The sequence below is a fragment of the Lelliottia sp. RD5 genome, from assembly GCF_056032945.1.
This window is the reverse complement of the sequence record NZ_JBVYHQ010000002.1, coordinates 620,527-636,231: the sequence shown is the minus strand read 5'-3', so window position 1 is coordinate 636,231 and position 15,705 is coordinate 620,527. Positions and strand designations below refer to the sequence as shown.

General features: G+C 54.2%; 19 protein-coding genes. 11 read left to right on the top strand and 8 right to left on the bottom strand.

The window, feature by feature from the left end; translation table 11 throughout:
* Positions 1 to 59 precede the first annotated feature (59 nt).
* The 5 genes from AC0LWE_RS10790 to nudI all read left to right on the top strand — a co-directional run bounded on the left by AC0LWE_RS10790 (position 60) and on the right by nudI (position 6,545).
* On the top strand, positions 60 to 1,463 hold the full coding sequence (locus AC0LWE_RS10790) for a TolC family outer membrane protein (protein ID WP_234592874.1): 1,404 nt from the start codon (positions 60 to 62) through the stop codon (positions 1,461 to 1,463).
* Entirely contained in the window at positions 1,460 to 3,652 is a 2,193-nt protein-coding gene (locus AC0LWE_RS10785) for a type I secretion system permease/ATPase (protein WP_059177765.1), read from the top strand. Before AC0LWE_RS10790 ends, AC0LWE_RS10785 begins: the two co-directional genes overlap by 4 nt.
* Before the next feature lie 10 nt (positions 3,653 to 3,662).
* A complete protein-coding gene (locus AC0LWE_RS10780) occupies positions 3,663 to 4,832 on the top strand; it encodes a beta-barrel domain-containing protein (protein WP_096759592.1) in 1,170 nt (389 codons plus the stop codon).
* A gap of 768 nt (positions 4,833 to 5,600) precedes the next feature.
* Positions 5,601 to 6,038 carry a hypothetical protein gene (locus tag AC0LWE_RS10775; RefSeq protein ID WP_219347463.1) on the top strand — a complete coding sequence of 146 codons (438 nt, stop codon included), beginning with the start codon at positions 5,601 to 5,603 and terminating at the stop codon, positions 6,036 to 6,038.
* A gap of 81 nt (positions 6,039 to 6,119) precedes the next feature.
* A complete protein-coding gene (gene nudI, locus AC0LWE_RS10770; protein WP_202693773.1) occupies positions 6,120 to 6,545 on the top strand; it encodes a nucleoside triphosphatase NudI in 426 nt (141 codons plus the stop codon).
* 22 nt (positions 6,546 to 6,567) lie between these two features.
* Here the strand turns inward: nudI and AC0LWE_RS10765 are convergent, their stop codons facing one another.
* Positions 6,568 to 7,086: a DUF6622 family protein gene (locus tag AC0LWE_RS10765; protein ID WP_234592876.1), complete on the bottom strand. Its 519-nt coding sequence runs from the start codon at positions 7,084 to 7,086 to the stop codon at positions 6,568 to 6,570.
* Between the two features lie 81 nt (positions 7,087 to 7,167).
* On the bottom strand, positions 7,168 to 8,349 hold the full coding sequence (locus AC0LWE_RS10760) for an aminotransferase-like domain-containing protein (RefSeq protein ID WP_202666571.1): 1,182 nt from the start codon (positions 8,347 to 8,349) through the stop codon (positions 7,168 to 7,170).
* Between the two features lie 699 nt (positions 8,350 to 9,048).
* Here AC0LWE_RS10760 and AC0LWE_RS10755 point away from each other — a divergent pair.
* From AC0LWE_RS10755 to AC0LWE_RS10745, 3 genes are all read left to right on the top strand, one after another.
* Positions 9,049 to 9,234, top strand: a complete 186-nt coding sequence (locus AC0LWE_RS10755; RefSeq protein ID WP_059177760.1) for a con-10 family general stress protein — start codon at positions 9,049 to 9,051, stop codon at positions 9,232 to 9,234.
* A gap of 93 nt (positions 9,235 to 9,327) precedes the next feature.
* Positions 9,328 to 9,822, top strand: a complete 495-nt coding sequence (locus AC0LWE_RS10750; RefSeq protein WP_202668557.1) for a YciE/YciF ferroxidase family protein — start codon at positions 9,328 to 9,330, stop codon at positions 9,820 to 9,822.
* A gap of 26 nt (positions 9,823 to 9,848) precedes the next feature.
* On the top strand, positions 9,849 to 10,355 hold the full coding sequence (locus AC0LWE_RS10745; protein ID WP_202668556.1) for a ferritin-like domain-containing protein: 507 nt from the start codon (positions 9,849 to 9,851) through the stop codon (positions 10,353 to 10,355).
* 26 nt (positions 10,356 to 10,381) lie between these two features.
* On the opposite strand, the gene AC0LWE_RS10740 is transcribed toward AC0LWE_RS10745, so the two are convergent.
* Genes AC0LWE_RS10740 through AC0LWE_RS10730 form a run of 3 tightly spaced genes read right to left on the bottom strand, consistent with a single transcriptional unit; the run spans position 10,382 to position 11,887 of the window.
* Positions 10,382 to 10,906 (bottom strand): 2-oxo-tetronate isomerase, encoded by a 525-nt coding sequence (locus AC0LWE_RS10740; protein ID WP_202668555.1) that lies wholly within the window; start codon positions 10,904 to 10,906, stop codon positions 10,382 to 10,384.
* Between the two features lie 9 nt (positions 10,907 to 10,915).
* Positions 10,916 to 11,365 (bottom strand): DUF421 domain-containing protein, encoded by a 450-nt coding sequence (locus AC0LWE_RS10735; protein ID WP_202666568.1) that lies wholly within the window; start codon positions 11,363 to 11,365, stop codon positions 10,916 to 10,918.
* A gap of 9 nt (positions 11,366 to 11,374) precedes the next feature.
* Positions 11,375 to 11,887 carry a hypothetical protein gene (locus AC0LWE_RS10730; RefSeq protein WP_202668554.1) on the bottom strand — a complete coding sequence of 171 codons (513 nt, stop codon included), beginning with the start codon at positions 11,885 to 11,887 and terminating at the stop codon, positions 11,375 to 11,377.
* Between the two features lie 144 nt (positions 11,888 to 12,031).
* Here AC0LWE_RS10730 and AC0LWE_RS10725 point away from each other — a divergent pair, with 144 nt between their 5' ends.
* Complete coding sequence (locus AC0LWE_RS10725; protein WP_059177754.1) at positions 12,032 to 12,424, top strand: YdeI family stress tolerance OB fold protein; 393 nt, start codon at positions 12,032 to 12,034, stop codon at positions 12,422 to 12,424.
* 75 nt (positions 12,425 to 12,499) lie between these two features.
* On the opposite strand, the gene AC0LWE_RS10720 is transcribed toward AC0LWE_RS10725, so the two are convergent.
* Entirely contained in the window at positions 12,500 to 12,661 is a 162-nt protein-coding gene (locus AC0LWE_RS10720) for a hypothetical protein (protein ID WP_202666565.1), read from the bottom strand.
* Positions 12,662 to 12,723: 62 nt separating this feature from the next.
* Between AC0LWE_RS10720 and AC0LWE_RS10715 the strand changes: the two genes are divergently transcribed.
* Positions 12,724 to 13,287 (top strand): Ail/Lom family outer membrane beta-barrel protein, encoded by a 564-nt coding sequence (locus AC0LWE_RS10715; RefSeq protein WP_202668553.1) that lies wholly within the window; start codon positions 12,724 to 12,726, stop codon positions 13,285 to 13,287.
* Between the two features lie 23 nt (positions 13,288 to 13,310).
* Here AC0LWE_RS10715 and AC0LWE_RS10710 read toward each other — a convergent pair whose 3' ends face one another.
* Positions 13,311 to 14,207, bottom strand: coding sequence for a LysR family transcriptional regulator (locus AC0LWE_RS10710; protein ID WP_219347461.1), 897 nt, complete (start codon positions 14,205 to 14,207; stop codon positions 13,311 to 13,313).
* A gap of 97 nt (positions 14,208 to 14,304) precedes the next feature.
* On the opposite strand from AC0LWE_RS10710, the gene AC0LWE_RS10705 reads away from it, so the two are divergent.
* A complete protein-coding gene (locus tag AC0LWE_RS10705; protein ID WP_131489156.1) occupies positions 14,305 to 14,907 on the top strand; it encodes a short chain dehydrogenase in 603 nt (200 codons plus the stop codon).
* Here AC0LWE_RS10705 and AC0LWE_RS10700 read toward each other — a convergent pair.
* The gene (locus AC0LWE_RS10700; RefSeq protein ID WP_219347460.1) at positions 14,901 to 15,635 is read right to left on the bottom strand and encodes a class I SAM-dependent methyltransferase; all 735 of its coding nucleotides are present in this window, start codon (positions 15,633 to 15,635) and stop codon (positions 14,901 to 14,903) included. The two genes, AC0LWE_RS10705 and AC0LWE_RS10700, sit on opposite strands and share 7 nt — an antisense overlap.
* Positions 15,636 to 15,705 lie beyond the last annotated feature (70 nt).

Sequence of the window (15,705 nt, the reverse complement as noted above, 5' to 3'; positions counted from 1 at the left end):
CCGGGCGTTCAGCGCCCGGGCGCAGGCATTAGGCAGCATTTTTTTATTAGGGACAAAGAATGGGAATAAAGATGCCTTACTGGTGGCTCTCGTGCTGCCTGATATCTGTCCCTGTTCTCGCGGCAAATCCAGCGTCGGTCATCAATCCCGGCGTGCTCAGCGAAGAACAGGAATTACCCTCACTGAATGGCCGGATCGCCCCCGTACCCGGCAAAGCGGCGCCGGGTACGCTCAAGCTTGGCGATGCCGTCAACCGCGCGGTTAACTGGCATCCAACCATCAGTGAAGCCGTTGGCAAACTGTATGAACAATCGGAAGTCGTCGATATCGCCAAATCCAAATATTACCCGCAAATTAATGCAGGTATGGACAATGGCTTTACCCACAACGGGGACGGCAACAACTTTACCCCGTCACTGGTTTTGTCGCTCTCCCAGATGCTGTATGACTTTGGCAAAGTCGCGAGTCAGGTGCGTGCCGAAACCGCCGGTGTCGCCCAGCAGCAGGCCAACGTGCTGGTGAGCATTGATACCATCGCCCACGATACCGCGCTGGCGATGGTGCAAGTGCAAACCTGGCAACAAATGGTGGAAACCGCCAAAGAACAGCTGGATGCGCTGTCATCTATCGGGTCGCTGACCCGGCAGCGCAACGACGAAGGCGCCACCTCGCTCTCCGATGTGGTTCAGACCGGTGCGCGTATCGAAGGCGCGCGCGCTCAGCTAATGCAATATACGGCCAGCCTTGAGAGTTCCCGCGCCACGCTGATGAGTTTTCTCGGCTGGAATAACCTGAATCAAATCAGTAACGATTTCCCCGATAACCTAAAGCGCAGCTGTGATATCGCCGAACCGGACGATCGTCTGGTGCCTGCGGTGCTCTCCGCCTGGGCGCAGGCGAACGTGGCTCAGGCGAATCTCGATTACGCGAACGCGCAAATGACGCCAACCGTCTCGCTGGAGCCGGAAGTGCGCCATTATCTCAACGAACGTTATGCGGGCAACGAAACGCTGGATCGCACGCAGTATTCCGCATGGGTCAAAGTCCAGATGCCGCTGTATCAGGGCGGAGGATTGAGCGCGCGGCGCAATGCTGCCGGCCACGCCGTTGACGCCGCGCAATCCACTATCCAGCGTACGCGCCTCGACGTGCGGCAAAAGCTGCTGGAATCGCGCAGCCAGGTGATGAGCCTGCTGAGCACGCTGCAAATTCAGGGTCGCCAGGAAGCACTCAGCGCCCGTACCCGTGAGCTCTATCAGCAGCAGTATCTGGATCTCGGCACTCGCCCGCTGCTGGACGTGCTCAACGCCGAGCAGGAAGTGTATCAGGCGCGGTTTGCGCAGCAGCAAACCCTCGGGCAACTGCATCAGCTCCAGCTGAGCTGCCTGTATAACACGGGTCGTTTGCGTCATTCGTTCGATCTCGAGAACCGCACGATTCAGACCGTGGAGATCCAGCCATGAAGCCAACCGATATTCCGCAGGGTGAACATCTCTCCGAGGAGTTGCTGGAACATTGGGCGCAGGCGTTTGGCTACGTCGCCAGCCGTTACCGCGTGGCCTGCTCCCCCGGCGCGCTGGTCGCAAGCGCACCGTGGCTGCGTGGCAAACCGATGGTGCCCGCGCTCACACAGCTGGCGCGTGAAGCGGGACTGTCGTTTCAACTGTTGACCGCCACGCAGCAGTCCATCAATAGCTGGCGGCTGCCGGTGGTGGTGGAACTCAACGAAGGCAAAATCGGCGTGATTGAACATTTTGACGGCGAAGATACGCTGGATATCTGTTTTATCGACGCCACGCCGCAAAATAACCGCGTGTCGATGACCGCGCTCCTGCCCGCCATCCGTCACGTCGTCGCCTTGCGTCCGCTGGCGGCGCTGAAAGACAGCCGCGTCGATGCCTATATCTCGAAATACCGCCCGGACTGGCTGTATCGGCTGGTGATGCGCGATTTGCGGCCGTACACCTGGGTGATGCTGGCGGCGCTGTTTATCAACGTGTTATCCCTTTCCGGGATCCTGTTTTCGATGCAGGTGTATGACCGGGTGATCCCCGCGCAATCCTACCCGACGCTTTACGTGCTCACGATCGGGGTGCTGATCGCTACGCTGTTTGGCTTTGTGCTGCGCATGGCGCGCGGGCACATTATGGATCTACTGGGGAAACGCGCCGATCTGCGCGTGTCGGATCGCGTGTTTGGCCACGCGCTGCGCCTGCGCAACAGCGCGATCCCCCGCTCCACCGGCAGCTTTATTTCGCAGCTACGCGAGCTGGAGCAGATCCGTGAGATGGTCACCTCGTCGACCATTTCAACGATCGTCGATTTACCGTTCTTTTTCCTGTTTGTGATCGTGCTGGCGATCATCGCACCGCAGCTGGCGTGGATCGCTCCGGTCGCCGCCGTGCTGATGGTGCTGCCCGGTTTACTGCTGCAAAAGAAACTGGCGGCGCTGGCAAAACAGTCGGCCCACGAATCGACGCTGCGCAACGCCGTGCTGGTCGAAAGCGTACAGGGGCTGGAAGACATCAAGCTGATGCAGGCGGAAAACCGCTTTTTGCAGCAGTGGAACAGCTATATCCAGATCACCGCCGAATCGGGACTGAAAACCCGCGAACTGACGCAAAACCTGATCAGCTGGGGCATGACCATTCAAAGTCTGGTGTACGCGGGCGTGATCGTGGTCGGCGCGCCGATGGTGATTGAGGGCACGCTCACCACCGGTTCGGTGGTCGCTGCCTCAATGCTGGCCTCGCGAATGATTGCGCCGATGGCCACGCTGTGCGGCGTGCTGGCGCGCTGGCAGCAGGTGAAAGCGGCGAAAGAAGGGCTGGACAGCATTATGCAGCTGCCGACGGAAAATCAGCGGGAAGAGACGCCGATCCGCCAGGACGTGCTGCGTGGGCACTATCTGTTCGATCAGGCGCAGTTCCGCTATCACCCGGAGGATCCGCGTATGGCGCTGCGTATTAATCGTCTGGAGATCAAACCCGGTGAAAAAGTGGCGATCCTCGGGCGCAACGGCGCGGGTAAATCAACCCTGCTGCAGGCTTTGGCGGGCGGAATGGATCTCGCGGGCGGCGAATTGCGCCTCGATAATCTCAGCCTGCCGCACCTGGACGTGGCGGATGTGCGGCGCAACGTCGGCTTTATGACACAAAACGCGCGCCTGTTTTACGGCACGCTGCGCGAAAACATCACGCTGGGCATGCCGCGCGCCACCGATGAAGAGATCGTCGCCGTGCTGGAGATGTGCGGTGCGGCGAGCTTTGTGCAAAAGCTGCCGAAAGGGCTGGATTATCCCATCATGGAAAACGGCGTCGGGCTGTCGGGCGGGCAGCGCCAGTCGATTTTACTGGCGCGTATGTTCCTGCGCGATCCCAATATCGTGCTGATGGACGAACCCACCGCATCACTCGACGAACACACCGAGCGCGAATTTATCCAGCGCCTGAATGACTGGCTCGGCAACCGGACGCTGATTGTGGCAACGCACCGCGTGCCGGTGCTGGAACTGGTGGAGCGCGTGGTGGTGCTTAAAGACGGCATGCTGGTGATGGATGCACCAAAAGCGCAGGCGCTGAACAACAGCCGGATGCAGCAGCAACAGCAGGCAAATGGACGGGAGTGGAAAAATGAAAATCAGTCAGCGTGACGTCGCCGCGATGGACGATCTGGATAACGCACTCGATTCCGAAAGCGGCTACTCCGGCGCACGACGTATTGTCATTTTCTCCCTACTGCTGTTTATCGTCGTCGGCATCTGGGCGTGGTACGGCATTCTGGATGAAGTGTCGACGGGCACGGGGAAAGTGATCCCCAGCTCCCGCGAGCAGGTATTGCAGTCGCTCGACGGAGGCATTCTGGCGGAGCTGACCGTCCACGAAGGCGATCAGGTGCAGGCGGGGCAAGTGCTGGCGCGCCTCGATCCCACCCGTTCGGAATCAAATGTCGGTGAAAGTGCGGCGCGCTACCGGGCATCGCTGGCCTCCAGCGTGCGCCTGACCGCAGAAGTCAACGATCTGCCGCTGGTGTTTCCCGCTTCGCTGCAAAAATGGCCGGACCTGATCGCCACTGAAACGCGGCTGTACACATCCCGGCGGGCGCAGTTGGAAGACACCCAGCGGGAGCTGAAAGCCGCGCTAAGTCTGGCGAATAAAGAGCTGGATATTACGCAACGCCTGATCAAAACCGGTGCCGCCAGCCGGGTAGAAGCGCTGCGTCTCCAGCGGCAAAAAAGCGATCTGGAGCTGAAGCTCACCGACGTGCGCTCGCAATATTACGTGCAGGCACGCGAGGCGCTGTCGAAAGCCAATGCGGAAGTGGATATGGTGTCGGCGGTGCTGAAAGGACGCGAAGATTCGGTGACGCGCCTGACCGTGCGCTCCCCGGTGCGCGGAATCGTGAAAAATATCAAAGTCACAACGATTGGCGGCGTGATCCCCCCCAACGGTGAGCTGATGGAGATCGTGCCGGTGGACGATCATCTGCTGATCGAAACGCGCCTGTCGCCGCGCGATATCGCCTTTATTCATCCTGCGCAAAAGGCGCTGGTGAAGATCACCGCTTACGATTATGCCATCTACGGCGGGTTGCAGGGCGTGGTTGAAACCATCTCGCCGGACACCATCCAGGATGAGGCCAAGCCCGAAGTGTTCTATTACCGCGTGTTTATTCGCACCAGCCAGGATTATCTGGTTAATAAGGCGGGCAGGCATTTCTCGATCGTGCCGGGGATGATCGCGACGGTGGATATCAAAACCGGCGAGAAATCGGTGATGGATTATATGATTAAACCGTTTAACCGCGCGAAAGAGGCGATGCGAGAGCGGTAAGATTGCGGCAATTGCTTGCACATTCGATCGCCTCGCCCCTCTGGGGAGAGGGTTAAGATTAAGGTTGAGGAGAACATGCTGCTCCAGCGGTGGTTCCGTTCACCTCACGTTTCTTGCTTCTCTGTTGCCACCGGAACACGTGAACGTGCCAGGGTGGTTCGATCGCCACCACCCTGGCGACCCCTGCTCCCGGCAAGAAAATCGCCGCTACGCGGTGCCTTCGTCTTTTTCCTCCCGGCTCACGGGGATGGGCGCAGGTAACATCCCTGTAAGTCGCGCCCTCGACGCACATCCCTGTGCGTCGCCCCTACCGTCAGTCAACGCCTTAGCGATTTACAGCCGGAAAAGGACAGCGCTATAGGGCCTGAGTGAAATCACCGGTGTCACATCGCTCTACGCGATCGGTCCCCTCTCCCTTTTAGGGAGAGCGGGAGGGGAAAATGCAACACCGTACATTTTTCCTGAAGCAGCCTCGCAGGATGTAACTTCTGTTCTGATCCCCCCTTTTCGCTTGCCTCGCCGAAGCGTATGTTCCTCACACGCCAGCAAAATCTGGCGTCGGGATTGGCATCTCGGTAAACTTAATGGCGGTGCGAAAATCTTGTTGCGCCGTGCGTCTGGCAACATCTCAATGGTGGGCTGGACGGGGGCGTCGCAAGACGCGCCGGTGTCCATTAAGGCCGGTAATGCCAACTCCGTTCAGACCCGCCACCCATGAAATTGGCATTTCAGGTGGTGGTCATCAAATCACTTAATGGAAACTGTCATATGAATATCAGCAACGCATTTATCACCACCCCATTCGATCACCATACCGATTTCACTGAACTGGCCAGCAACTGCGAAAATTATGGCGAGGCGATAGTGGAAGAGACCGACCCCGTGGCGAAAGCGGCGCTTTGTGGGCGTCTTTCCACCTGTCTGTCTCTGCTGCGCCCGACGCTGCTCGACCCGATTCCTGCGCATCTTGTGGAATATCTGACCGTCGATTCACACCCGTTGTATGAGCCGTTATTCGATCCCGAACCGGTGGAGCTTTGCCGTTACTGTGAGGAAATTACTCACCTGCTCATCAGCGGCGCGCTCGCGCCTCGCGCCGCCAGCGTGATGGAAGACTTATTGTGTGAACTGACCACCTTTTTTGCCGACAGACTGAAAGCCCCGCGCTGGGTTCGTTCAGAATCGGGTTTAAATCCGATTAATTAAGAAACAGCACAGCCGCACTTGCGCACAGTGCGGCTGTTTACTCTGCTACCGTACCGCCAATATAAAAATCAGGGAGTTACCATGCGTCAACGCACTATCGTCTGTCCGATTATCCAGAATGACGGGGCCTATCTGCTGTGCAAAATGGCGTCCGACCGCGGCGTATTTCCCGGCCAGTGGGCACTGTCGGGTGGCGGTATGGAGCCGGGCGAAACCATGGAAGAGGCGTTGCGACGTGAAATTCGCGAGGAGCTGGGCGAGCAGCTTGAGATTACCGACGTCAAACCCTGGGCGTTTCGTGATGACATCCGCGTCAAAACCTACGCTGACGGCACCACAGAACAGATTTACATGATCTACCTGATTTTCGATTGCATCAGCGCTAACCGCGACGTCACGTTTAACGAAGAGTTTCAGGACATCGCATGGGTGACCCCGGAATCACTGAACGCGCTGGATTTGAACGACGCGACGCGCCTCACGTTTACGCAGAAAGGGTTGCTGTAGCGCACGACTGCCCCGGTTTGCACTACCCCGCCTGCTGCGGCGCCCCGGAAAAATAGACGCCCAGGTAGCGGATAAACTTGCCTAAAAAGACGCCTGCAAACACGCCTCCAGAAATAATCGCAAACGCGCTCATGCCAGGCTGTTGCAGCGTCTCGGGGGACATCGCCGTCATGACACCCAGAGCGTACTTCACCAGAAACGCCAGCATCATAAACGGCAACGCCGAGTAGTCGGCCTGACGATGAATGCTGCGGGGCGCTACCGCGCGCGTGGCCGAAACGTGCTTACTCAGCACATAGCCCAGCGCTGCGCCAGCCAGAATCCCGGCAATCCACAGCGCAAACGTACTGAGGGTCAACTGACGGTGCATCACCAGATCGTAAATATCCCAGATCAGGAAAATCGCCGGGATGATGGCGAGTTTTTCCAGCGTCACGGTAGCGGGTTGGCGGGCTTTAATGCCCCGGGTGATCAGAAAGACAAATAAAATCCATACCCAGACAGGTGTGTGGGTCAGAATTTGAGGGAGCGTTTCCATCATAGGTTTTACCGTCGTCGCGTCGATACACCCGGTCATTATTACGCATGATGGCCTAAACGCCATCATGCGTAGGCATTGGTATTACAACGAAATTTTGAGGCGTCTCACCGCTTCTTTCAGTTGCTCTTCCGTCGCCGTCACAAACGACATCCGCAGCGTGGAATGATCCGGTTCGCTGCAATAGAAGAACTCACCTGGCACATACACGACGCCGTTGCTGAGCGTTTTCTCAAGCCAGGCGGTGGTGTTCATCCCGTTACTCATTTTTGCCCACAGGAACATGCCGCCCTTCGGTTTATGGAACGTCATAATATCGCCCAGCTCAGCTTCAAGTTCCTGCGAGAACGTCTGATATTTCTGACGGTACACTTCGCGGATCATCTTAATCTGCGCTGGCAAACGGCCGGTTTTGAGGTATTCGCTGGTCATTAACTGCGACAGCGTACTGGTGTGCAGATCGGTGGTTTGCTTCAGGTTGACGACAGCCCTTTTCAGCCACTCGGGAACAATCACCCAACCCACGCGGGTGCCCGGCGACAGGATTTTGGAGAAGGTCGAGGTGTAAACGACGTTGTGTTCGTTACCGATAGCTTTGGCGTGCGCCATCAGTGGGCGGAAAACATCGTCGGTATAATTAATTTCGCTGTACGGATCGTCTTCGATAATGACGAAATCATAACGCTTAGACAGCTCCACCAGCTGTTTCCGGCGGCTTTCAGAAAGCGTTACACCGCCAGGGTTGCCGAACGTGGGAACGATATAAACCGCTTTGATCGTTTTATTCGCGACCAGCGCTTCAAGTTCGTCGACTTTCATTCCGTCGCCGTCGGTTCCAACCGATTCAATATTCGCCTGCGCCAGACTAAAGACCTGCAACGCAGCCAAATACGTTGGGCGTTCGACCACAACGGTATCACCAGGATTAATTAACGCGCGCGCCAGAATATCCAGAGACTGCTGTGACCCCGAGGTCACCACCACATCATCGGCCTTGCACTGAATACCGCGTTCGGCAGAAATCTGCTGAATGGCCTCACGTAACTCCGGAAAACCTTCGCTCAAACCGTACTGAAACGCTTCGCCAAAATGGTGAGAAAGCACGGCCTCAGCCGCCATCTTTAACCCTTCATGATCAAAGAGTTCAGGGTTAGGGATGCCTCCGCCAAGCGAGATGACGCCGGGCATTTTACTGTGCTTTAAGAGTTCACGAATGGCGGAGGATTGCAGTGCCTGCACACTGGTGGCGAGTTTATGAGTTGTCACGCTATTAATACCTGTATTATCTGTTTTTATGATGATTACAACTTAGTAACACATGTTTTGCGCTTTGATAATCATTTTTGTGCCTGTCCGCGTAAAAGGTCTCACGCTGACGGTCCCCTGAGCGTGAAGGGATGGGCAGAAAGAAATAGAAGCACAATCCTTGAAAAGATATATTATGCAGAACACCCTCTGTATTTAATTAATGACACTCAATCTTTAGAATAGCATTTTAGTTATTAACAGCCGTTTACCGCCGTATTCAATAATGTGATAACAGCTATTTTTAAATCACCCCTTCATATAGGAAAAGTTCGTTACAAAATCTGAAATTTAATAAAACAATAAAATTTAAGACTTATCCTGCAAGCGCGATTCAAAAGCGTGTTCTATGCGAAAAAAACGTTTGTAAATCCTTGTAAACATCCCCACCACGCCTGGAGTCGCCCCTTGTTTCGAAGCGGCACAAACCTACCTCACTGCAATCCGCTTAAGTTTCCTTAATAACTATCAGCTTATGCGTCTAATATCCTGGCGACAAGCGAAGCGATATATTGTGCATTCAGTGAAAATCAGGCTATTAATTAACAATTACGGAGTTTGACACGTTTTAAATAGCGGCTAGATTTAAGTACTGAACGACAACGGATACGATTTTATTATGTATCCTCCTGACATAAACGCATCAAGAGGGTTGATATTATGGCAGAGCATCGTGGTGGTTCCGGTAATTTCGCTGCAGACCGTGAAAAAGCATCTGATGCAGGGAAAAAAGGCGGTCAGCAAAGCGGTGGGAACTTCAAAAACGATCCGCAACGCGCCTCCGAAGCCGGTAAGAAAGGCGGTCAGAACAGTCACGGCGGCGGTCGTAAATCTGACAAGTCCTGAGCTTTATATTTCTTAACTTTGTCATGACGTTAAAACGCTATCTCTGCGAGTCTGCGGACTCGCAGTATTTTGCTGTGTAAGTGAGGAAACCCTATGAATATGAAAACCCTGGAAGATGTTTTTATTCACCTGCTATCAGATACGTACAGCGCAGAGAAACAGCTTACGCGTGGCTTGGCTAAATTAGCTCGTGAAGCCTCAAGCGAAAAATTAAGCGTTGCGTTTAAAGCTCACCTTGAAGAGACGCACGGACAAATTGAACGTATCGATCAGATCGTTGAGCAGGAACCAAATCTTAAAATTAAACGCATGAAATGTGTGGCGATGGAAGGGTTAATTGAAGAAGCCAATGAAGTTATCGAAAGCACTGAAAAAAATGAAGTTCGGGACGCCGCATTAATTGCCGCGGCGCAAAAAGTTGAACACTACGAAATTGCCAGTTACGGAACGCTCGCCACCCTTGCAGCGCAATTAGGCTATAAAAAAGCGGTGAAACTGTTAACCGAAACGCTGGAAGAAGAAAAATCCACCGACCTGAAATTAACCGATTTAGCCGTTAGTAATATCAATCAAAAAGCCCAGGCATAATTCGACACAACCAGAGGACGATAATAATGAATCACGTAGAACATTACCATGACTGGCTACGCGATGCCCATGCGATGGAAAAGCAAGCCGAATCCATGCTGGAATCGATGGTCAGCCGTATCGATAATTATCCTGACGTCCGCGCACGCATTGAACAACACCTTAGTGAGACAAAACGCCAAATCACCGTTCTGGAAGAGATCCTCGACCGAAATGATATTTCCCGCTCGGTGATAAAAGACTCCGTGAGCAAAATAGCCGCACTGGGGCAGTCTATCGGCGGTATGTTCCCATCCGATGAGATCGTGAAAGGGTCGATCAGCGGGTACGTTTTCGAGCAGTTCGAAATTGCCTGTTATACCTCGCTGCTGGCGGCAGCAAAAAGAGCGGGAGATACCGCCTCGATCCCAGCGATTGAGTCCATTCTTGCCGAAGAACAGGCGATGGCTGACTGGCTGATTCAGCATATCCCAACGACAACCGAGCAATTTCTACTGCGCTCGGCCGCCTCAGGCGTTGAAGCGAAAAAATAATGGCGGAAAGTAGCACGCCCCGCGTGCTACTTCTTATGCTTTTTCCAGACGGACAGTTTCGCGAGGAACGCCGACAGCGCATACCGCACCGCTTTCTCGATGACGTCCTGACAGTCACCGGTAAAGAGCACTCTGTCCGTCGAAATCTCCCCGCGAAAATTCCACGCAAACCAGACGGTGCCCGCCGGGGTGCCGTCATCACCGCCATCGGGCCCCGCGTATCCACTTATGGCAATACTGGTATCAGCGCCTGCCCGCGCTAGCGCCCCCGCAGACATCTCTCTGACGGTCTGTTCACTGACGGCAGTATATTTCTCAAGCGTGTTCGCCTGGACGCCCAACATTTTTTGCTTCGCTTCATCGCTAAAAGTAATTAACCCGACGTCATAAAAAGCGGCGGTGTTTTCCTCAGCGCACAACGCCGCGGCAAGATTGCCGCCGGTACAGGACTCCGCCGTGGTTAACATTAATTCTTGCTCGGTGAGGACATTCGCAACCCGCTTTGTCAACTCGCCCGTTGTTTTCGCTTCGTTATAAACGCTGGTACTCATCAAGGCTCCCTACTCACTGTCTACAGGAATAATGGAAATATGACCGTTACGTTCAAGAATCGCGTATTTGATTTTACTGAATTCTGTAATTCCGTGATTCTGCCGCGCAGCGACTAAAATATCATCACAGGAGACATCTACTTTTTTGAGCTTGTCAGACAAAGGCAGGCCATTTTCGAGCAAAATAACGGGTGATCCATCAAGAAGAGACTCCGCGCCGGAAATGTACTTCTTCATCAATCCGAAAAGAATATCCACCGTCACCAGCGTGACAATCGTCAGCATCGCCCCGGTTACCGAGAAATCGTTGCCCAGCAATGCCTGCTGTGTGGCTTCACTGATGATCAGCAGCAGAATTAAATCAAAGCTGGTCATCTGCAACAACGCGCGGCGGCCGGCTATTTTAAACACCACCAGTAAAATAAGGTAAATGGCGATCGCACGGAATACCATCTCCATATCGCTCTCCTAAGGATAAATAAACTGCCAGAATGTGATACCTGGCTGGCCGTTAACGCTAATGGAACTCACTGATTTTCCGGGAACAGTGGGAGTGATATACATCCAGACGCTGAAATCACTTTTATTGTTCACATCGTTATAGATCAGATAGAGCGTTTTCCCTCGGCTGTACATGCTGTCGGGCTGAGGAGATATACTCCCGGGGTGAAAATCCTCATTAAATTTACCGCCGAGGCTTACGACATACTTATCCGTGTTCTGGGGATGAACGGTGAAATGAAGTTTGAATTCGGTTTGCAATCGTCCAAAGCGTTCATAATTCACGCTTAGCGTTTGTGACTTATTGTCTTGTTGCGCGGAGCTGAAATAGCCATTGGAAAACAACCCCAGCACAGCCGCCAGAATGATGCACAGCAAAACCGCAAAACCCACCGACTGAAACCCGGACTCAAAATTGAGCGCAAAGCGGTTCTCTTCGACGCCTGGCAATTTGTCATGGTGATGATGTGACGATGTCATTTATCCCCTCAGCCGCTTCGATTATTGCTCTGTAGCGAGATGATTCTTAAAGCAAATATCTTTTAGGACTCATCCCGTTTGCCAGATAATGAATCCACTACCAGACTTAATATTAAGTCAGGTTTCGCTTTTTTGGAGGTCAGTATGAAATTATCCCTTGCGCCGCTTTTCTGTTGTTTGCTCATCCCCACGGCATGGGCGGATGATACCGGTGGGCTTCAAAAAGGGGACGCGCCACCGCCGCCGCACGCGATTGATGATGGATATCGCGGCACAGAAAATGCGCGCACCATGACCGTGGAACAGGCCAAAGAGATGCACGATGGCGCGACCATTTCACTGCGCGGTAATTTAATTGACGGGTCGGGGGGTGATAAATACACCTTCCGCGATAAGACCGGTGAAATTGCCACTATTATTCCAAAATCAGTTTTTGATGGCAGGACGGTTGAACCCGATAATACGATCAGCATAAACGGTAGTCTGGATAAGAAAATGACCCCGCCGGTCGTGCGAGTCGACCATATTCAAAAATAGCCGTTGATGCGCCTGCGCAGCGCAAAGCAGAAAGAGAGATAACCGTTCGCTTTGCCCTGCGCAATATTTCCTGCCTTAAGCTAAATCCCAACAGCCCTCACACTGAATATCGTAATCCCTACCAATATCTGGGATGCAAATACCAGGATTAATCTGTCCTTTAGGATTATTCCCCATTTCATCACCTGCTAAAAAAACCAACAATTTTAACCGCTCTCTTTGCCATGGAATATCCATGACATCTTTGCCGATATTATTCGGCATTATCGACAAAAAAACGGCATAAAGGATTACGGAAAATGAAACACATATCTCTGGCGGTATTCGTGGCTGCGAGCCTGATCAGCGGCGCGGCTCTTGCGGATAATCATACTGTTTCTCTGGGTTATGCGCAGAGCAAAGTTGAGAACTTTAAAAATATTCGCGGCGTGAACGCACAGTACCGTTATGAATGGGATTCCCCGTTGAGCGTGGTGGGTTCTTTCACCTATATGAGCGGCGATGAAGATCAGAATTATTTTGTCGATTCTGACTCCGTGAAAAATCACATTGATGTGAAATATTACTCACTGATGGCCGGTCCAGCGTACCGTATTAACGAATACGTTTCTCTGTATGCTCTGGGCGGCGTCGCACGTACCAAAGCGGATGGCGACACCAAATGGGTCAACGCGGGCGATGGCTACACTCAGAAAGACAGCATTTCTGAAAAATCGACCTCTTTCGCGTACGGCGCGGGCGTGCAGTTTAACCCAACCGCCGATCTGGCAATTAACGTGGGTTACGAAGGAACCAACGCCGATCTCCAGGGCGACAGCTACTCTATCAATGGCTGGAACCTGGGCGTAGGTTACCGCTTCTAGTCTGTTGAATTGACCTCTCCCTGTCAGGGGGAGGTCAGCGTTTGTGCTCCCGCTAAAATATGCGCAATAAAGTGCGTGAGTTTTGGCAACGGACGCAAATCCTGACGCCACAATAGATGCACCGGTCTTGGCTCAGGGGTGAAATTCTCCAGTACGCGTATCAATCTGCCTTGCGCCAACGCTTCCGCGACCAGCACTTCAGGCTGCAACAGCAAACCCGCTCCGGCAATCGCTGCCATGCGTAAACCGTAGCCATCGTTACAGCGCAAAATCGCGTCGCGCTTCCAGCGCACTTCCCCTTCTACACCCGGCAGTCGCCACTCGTTTCGCGCCGTCCACACCGTATGCGACAGGCACAAATGATCGACCAGATCGGCGGGCGTTTGTGGGGTACCGTGTCGCGCCAGATACGCCGGGGCCGCGCAGATGATCATCCGGTAGGGACAGAGATATTTCGCCACCAGATCCTCGTGATGAATATCGCCGATCCGAATCGCCAGATCGATGCCTTCATCGACCAGATCCACCATTCGGTTCGTCAGATCCAGCTCAACCCGCACATCCGGCCAGTGCTGCAAAAACGTGGCGGTGAGCGGCGCAATTACGCAGCCACCAAATGACGTTGGCGCGCTCACGCGCAGCGTTCCGGCAGGTGCAGTGCGCAATCGCTCGACGGCGCTTTCCGCAATCGACACTTGCTCCAGCACGCGTTTGGCCTCGTCAAAATAGACGCGCCCGGCATCGGTCAGGCTCTGACGACGGGTATTGCGCTCCAGCAGGCGCGTGCCCAGCTGAGTTTCCAGCAGCGCGATGTATTTCCCCACCATCACCGCCGACATCGCTAAGCGCGACGCCGCACCGGTAAAACTGCCGCTCTCTACCACCGCGATAAACGTCTCCATGCCGCGAAGCTTATCCATATTACAAACTCCTGGTTAGCAATCATCTAACTTTAACCCAGTTTATCTCAGATTTTATTTATTAAAGAATGGAGGCACACAACATAAGGAGTCAGCTATGAAAATCGTCATTATTGGTGCCAGCGGTACGGTAGGTCGTGCGGTAACGGAAGCATTGAGCCGTCGCCATGAGGTGATTCGTGTGGGCCGTACAAACGGTGATGAGCAGGTGGATATTACCTCGCAGGAGAGCGTCCAGGCGCTGTTCGAGAAGATAGGTCCAGTGGATGCGATTGTCTCCGCCAGCGGTGGCCTGCATTTTGGCCCTCTGGCGACCATGAAAGACAGTGATTTTAATCAGGGATTGCAGGACAAACTGCTGGGCCAGGTGCGGCTGGCGCTGACGGGCCAGCACTACCTGAATGAAGGCGGTTCGATCACCTTGATAAGCGGCATTGTGGCAGACGAGCCTATTGCCCAGGGCGTCAACGCCACCACGGTAAATGCTGCACTGGAAGGTTTTGTCCGCGCCGCCGCCTGCGAACTGCCACGTGGAATTCGTATCAACCTGGTCAGCCCGACGGTGTTGAGCGAATCAGCCGACGCTTACGACGGATTTTTCCCGGGCTTTGAAAGCGTACCCGCCGCCACCGTCGCGCAGGCTTATCGCCGCAGCGTCGAGGGCGTCCAGAGCGGGCGGGTGTACAAAGTCGGTTACTGAGTTTTTTCAGCCGCGATTAGCACCAGCATCGGGCGTTCCGCTTCTTCAGCCAGCGCAGGCCAGGCATCCGTCTGCGCCTGCGTTGGGCCCCATTCGTTGACTTCACGAATCGTCAGCCCTGCCGCGATCAGCGCATTGAGCGTCGTGCCAAGCGTGCGGTGATATTTGATAACACCGTCCGCCAGCCAGTTGCTGACGCGCTCGCCCTCCTGCTGATACTGATTCACGCCCCAATAGCGCACACCGTTATCATCAGTGAGCCAACCCTGACGCGACGCGCAGGTGTAGATCGGGTGTTCCATCGAAAACACCAGACTGCCGCCGGGCTTCAGTGCACGCTGAATTTTGGCAAACAGGGTGTCGAGTTCCGGCAGATAATGCAATGCCAACGAGCTGTAAACCAAATCGAGACTGTTTTCTGCAAGCGACAGCGATTCCAGACTGCTGCGTTGATAGTGAATCGCCGCGTCGCTGGTCAGCTCCGCAGCACGCGCGAGCATTTTTTCCGAGATATCAATGCCCGTGACCTGCGCCGCACCCATTTCCCGCGCCACACGGCAGAACCAGCCGTAACCGCAGCCGAGGTCGACTACGGATTTATCGCGCAAGTCCGGCAGCATCGTTTTCAGCGCGGGCCACTCGGGCGCGCCGTCCAGCCCCTGGACCGAGCGCGGAAGCTGCGCGTAGCCTTCGAAAAATGCCGGATTGTCGTAGATATTCTGTGCCATGTGAGATCCCTCTGTAAGAATGTGCTTAAGAGTATATCCCTCACCCTACCCTCTCCCTAAATGGAGAGGG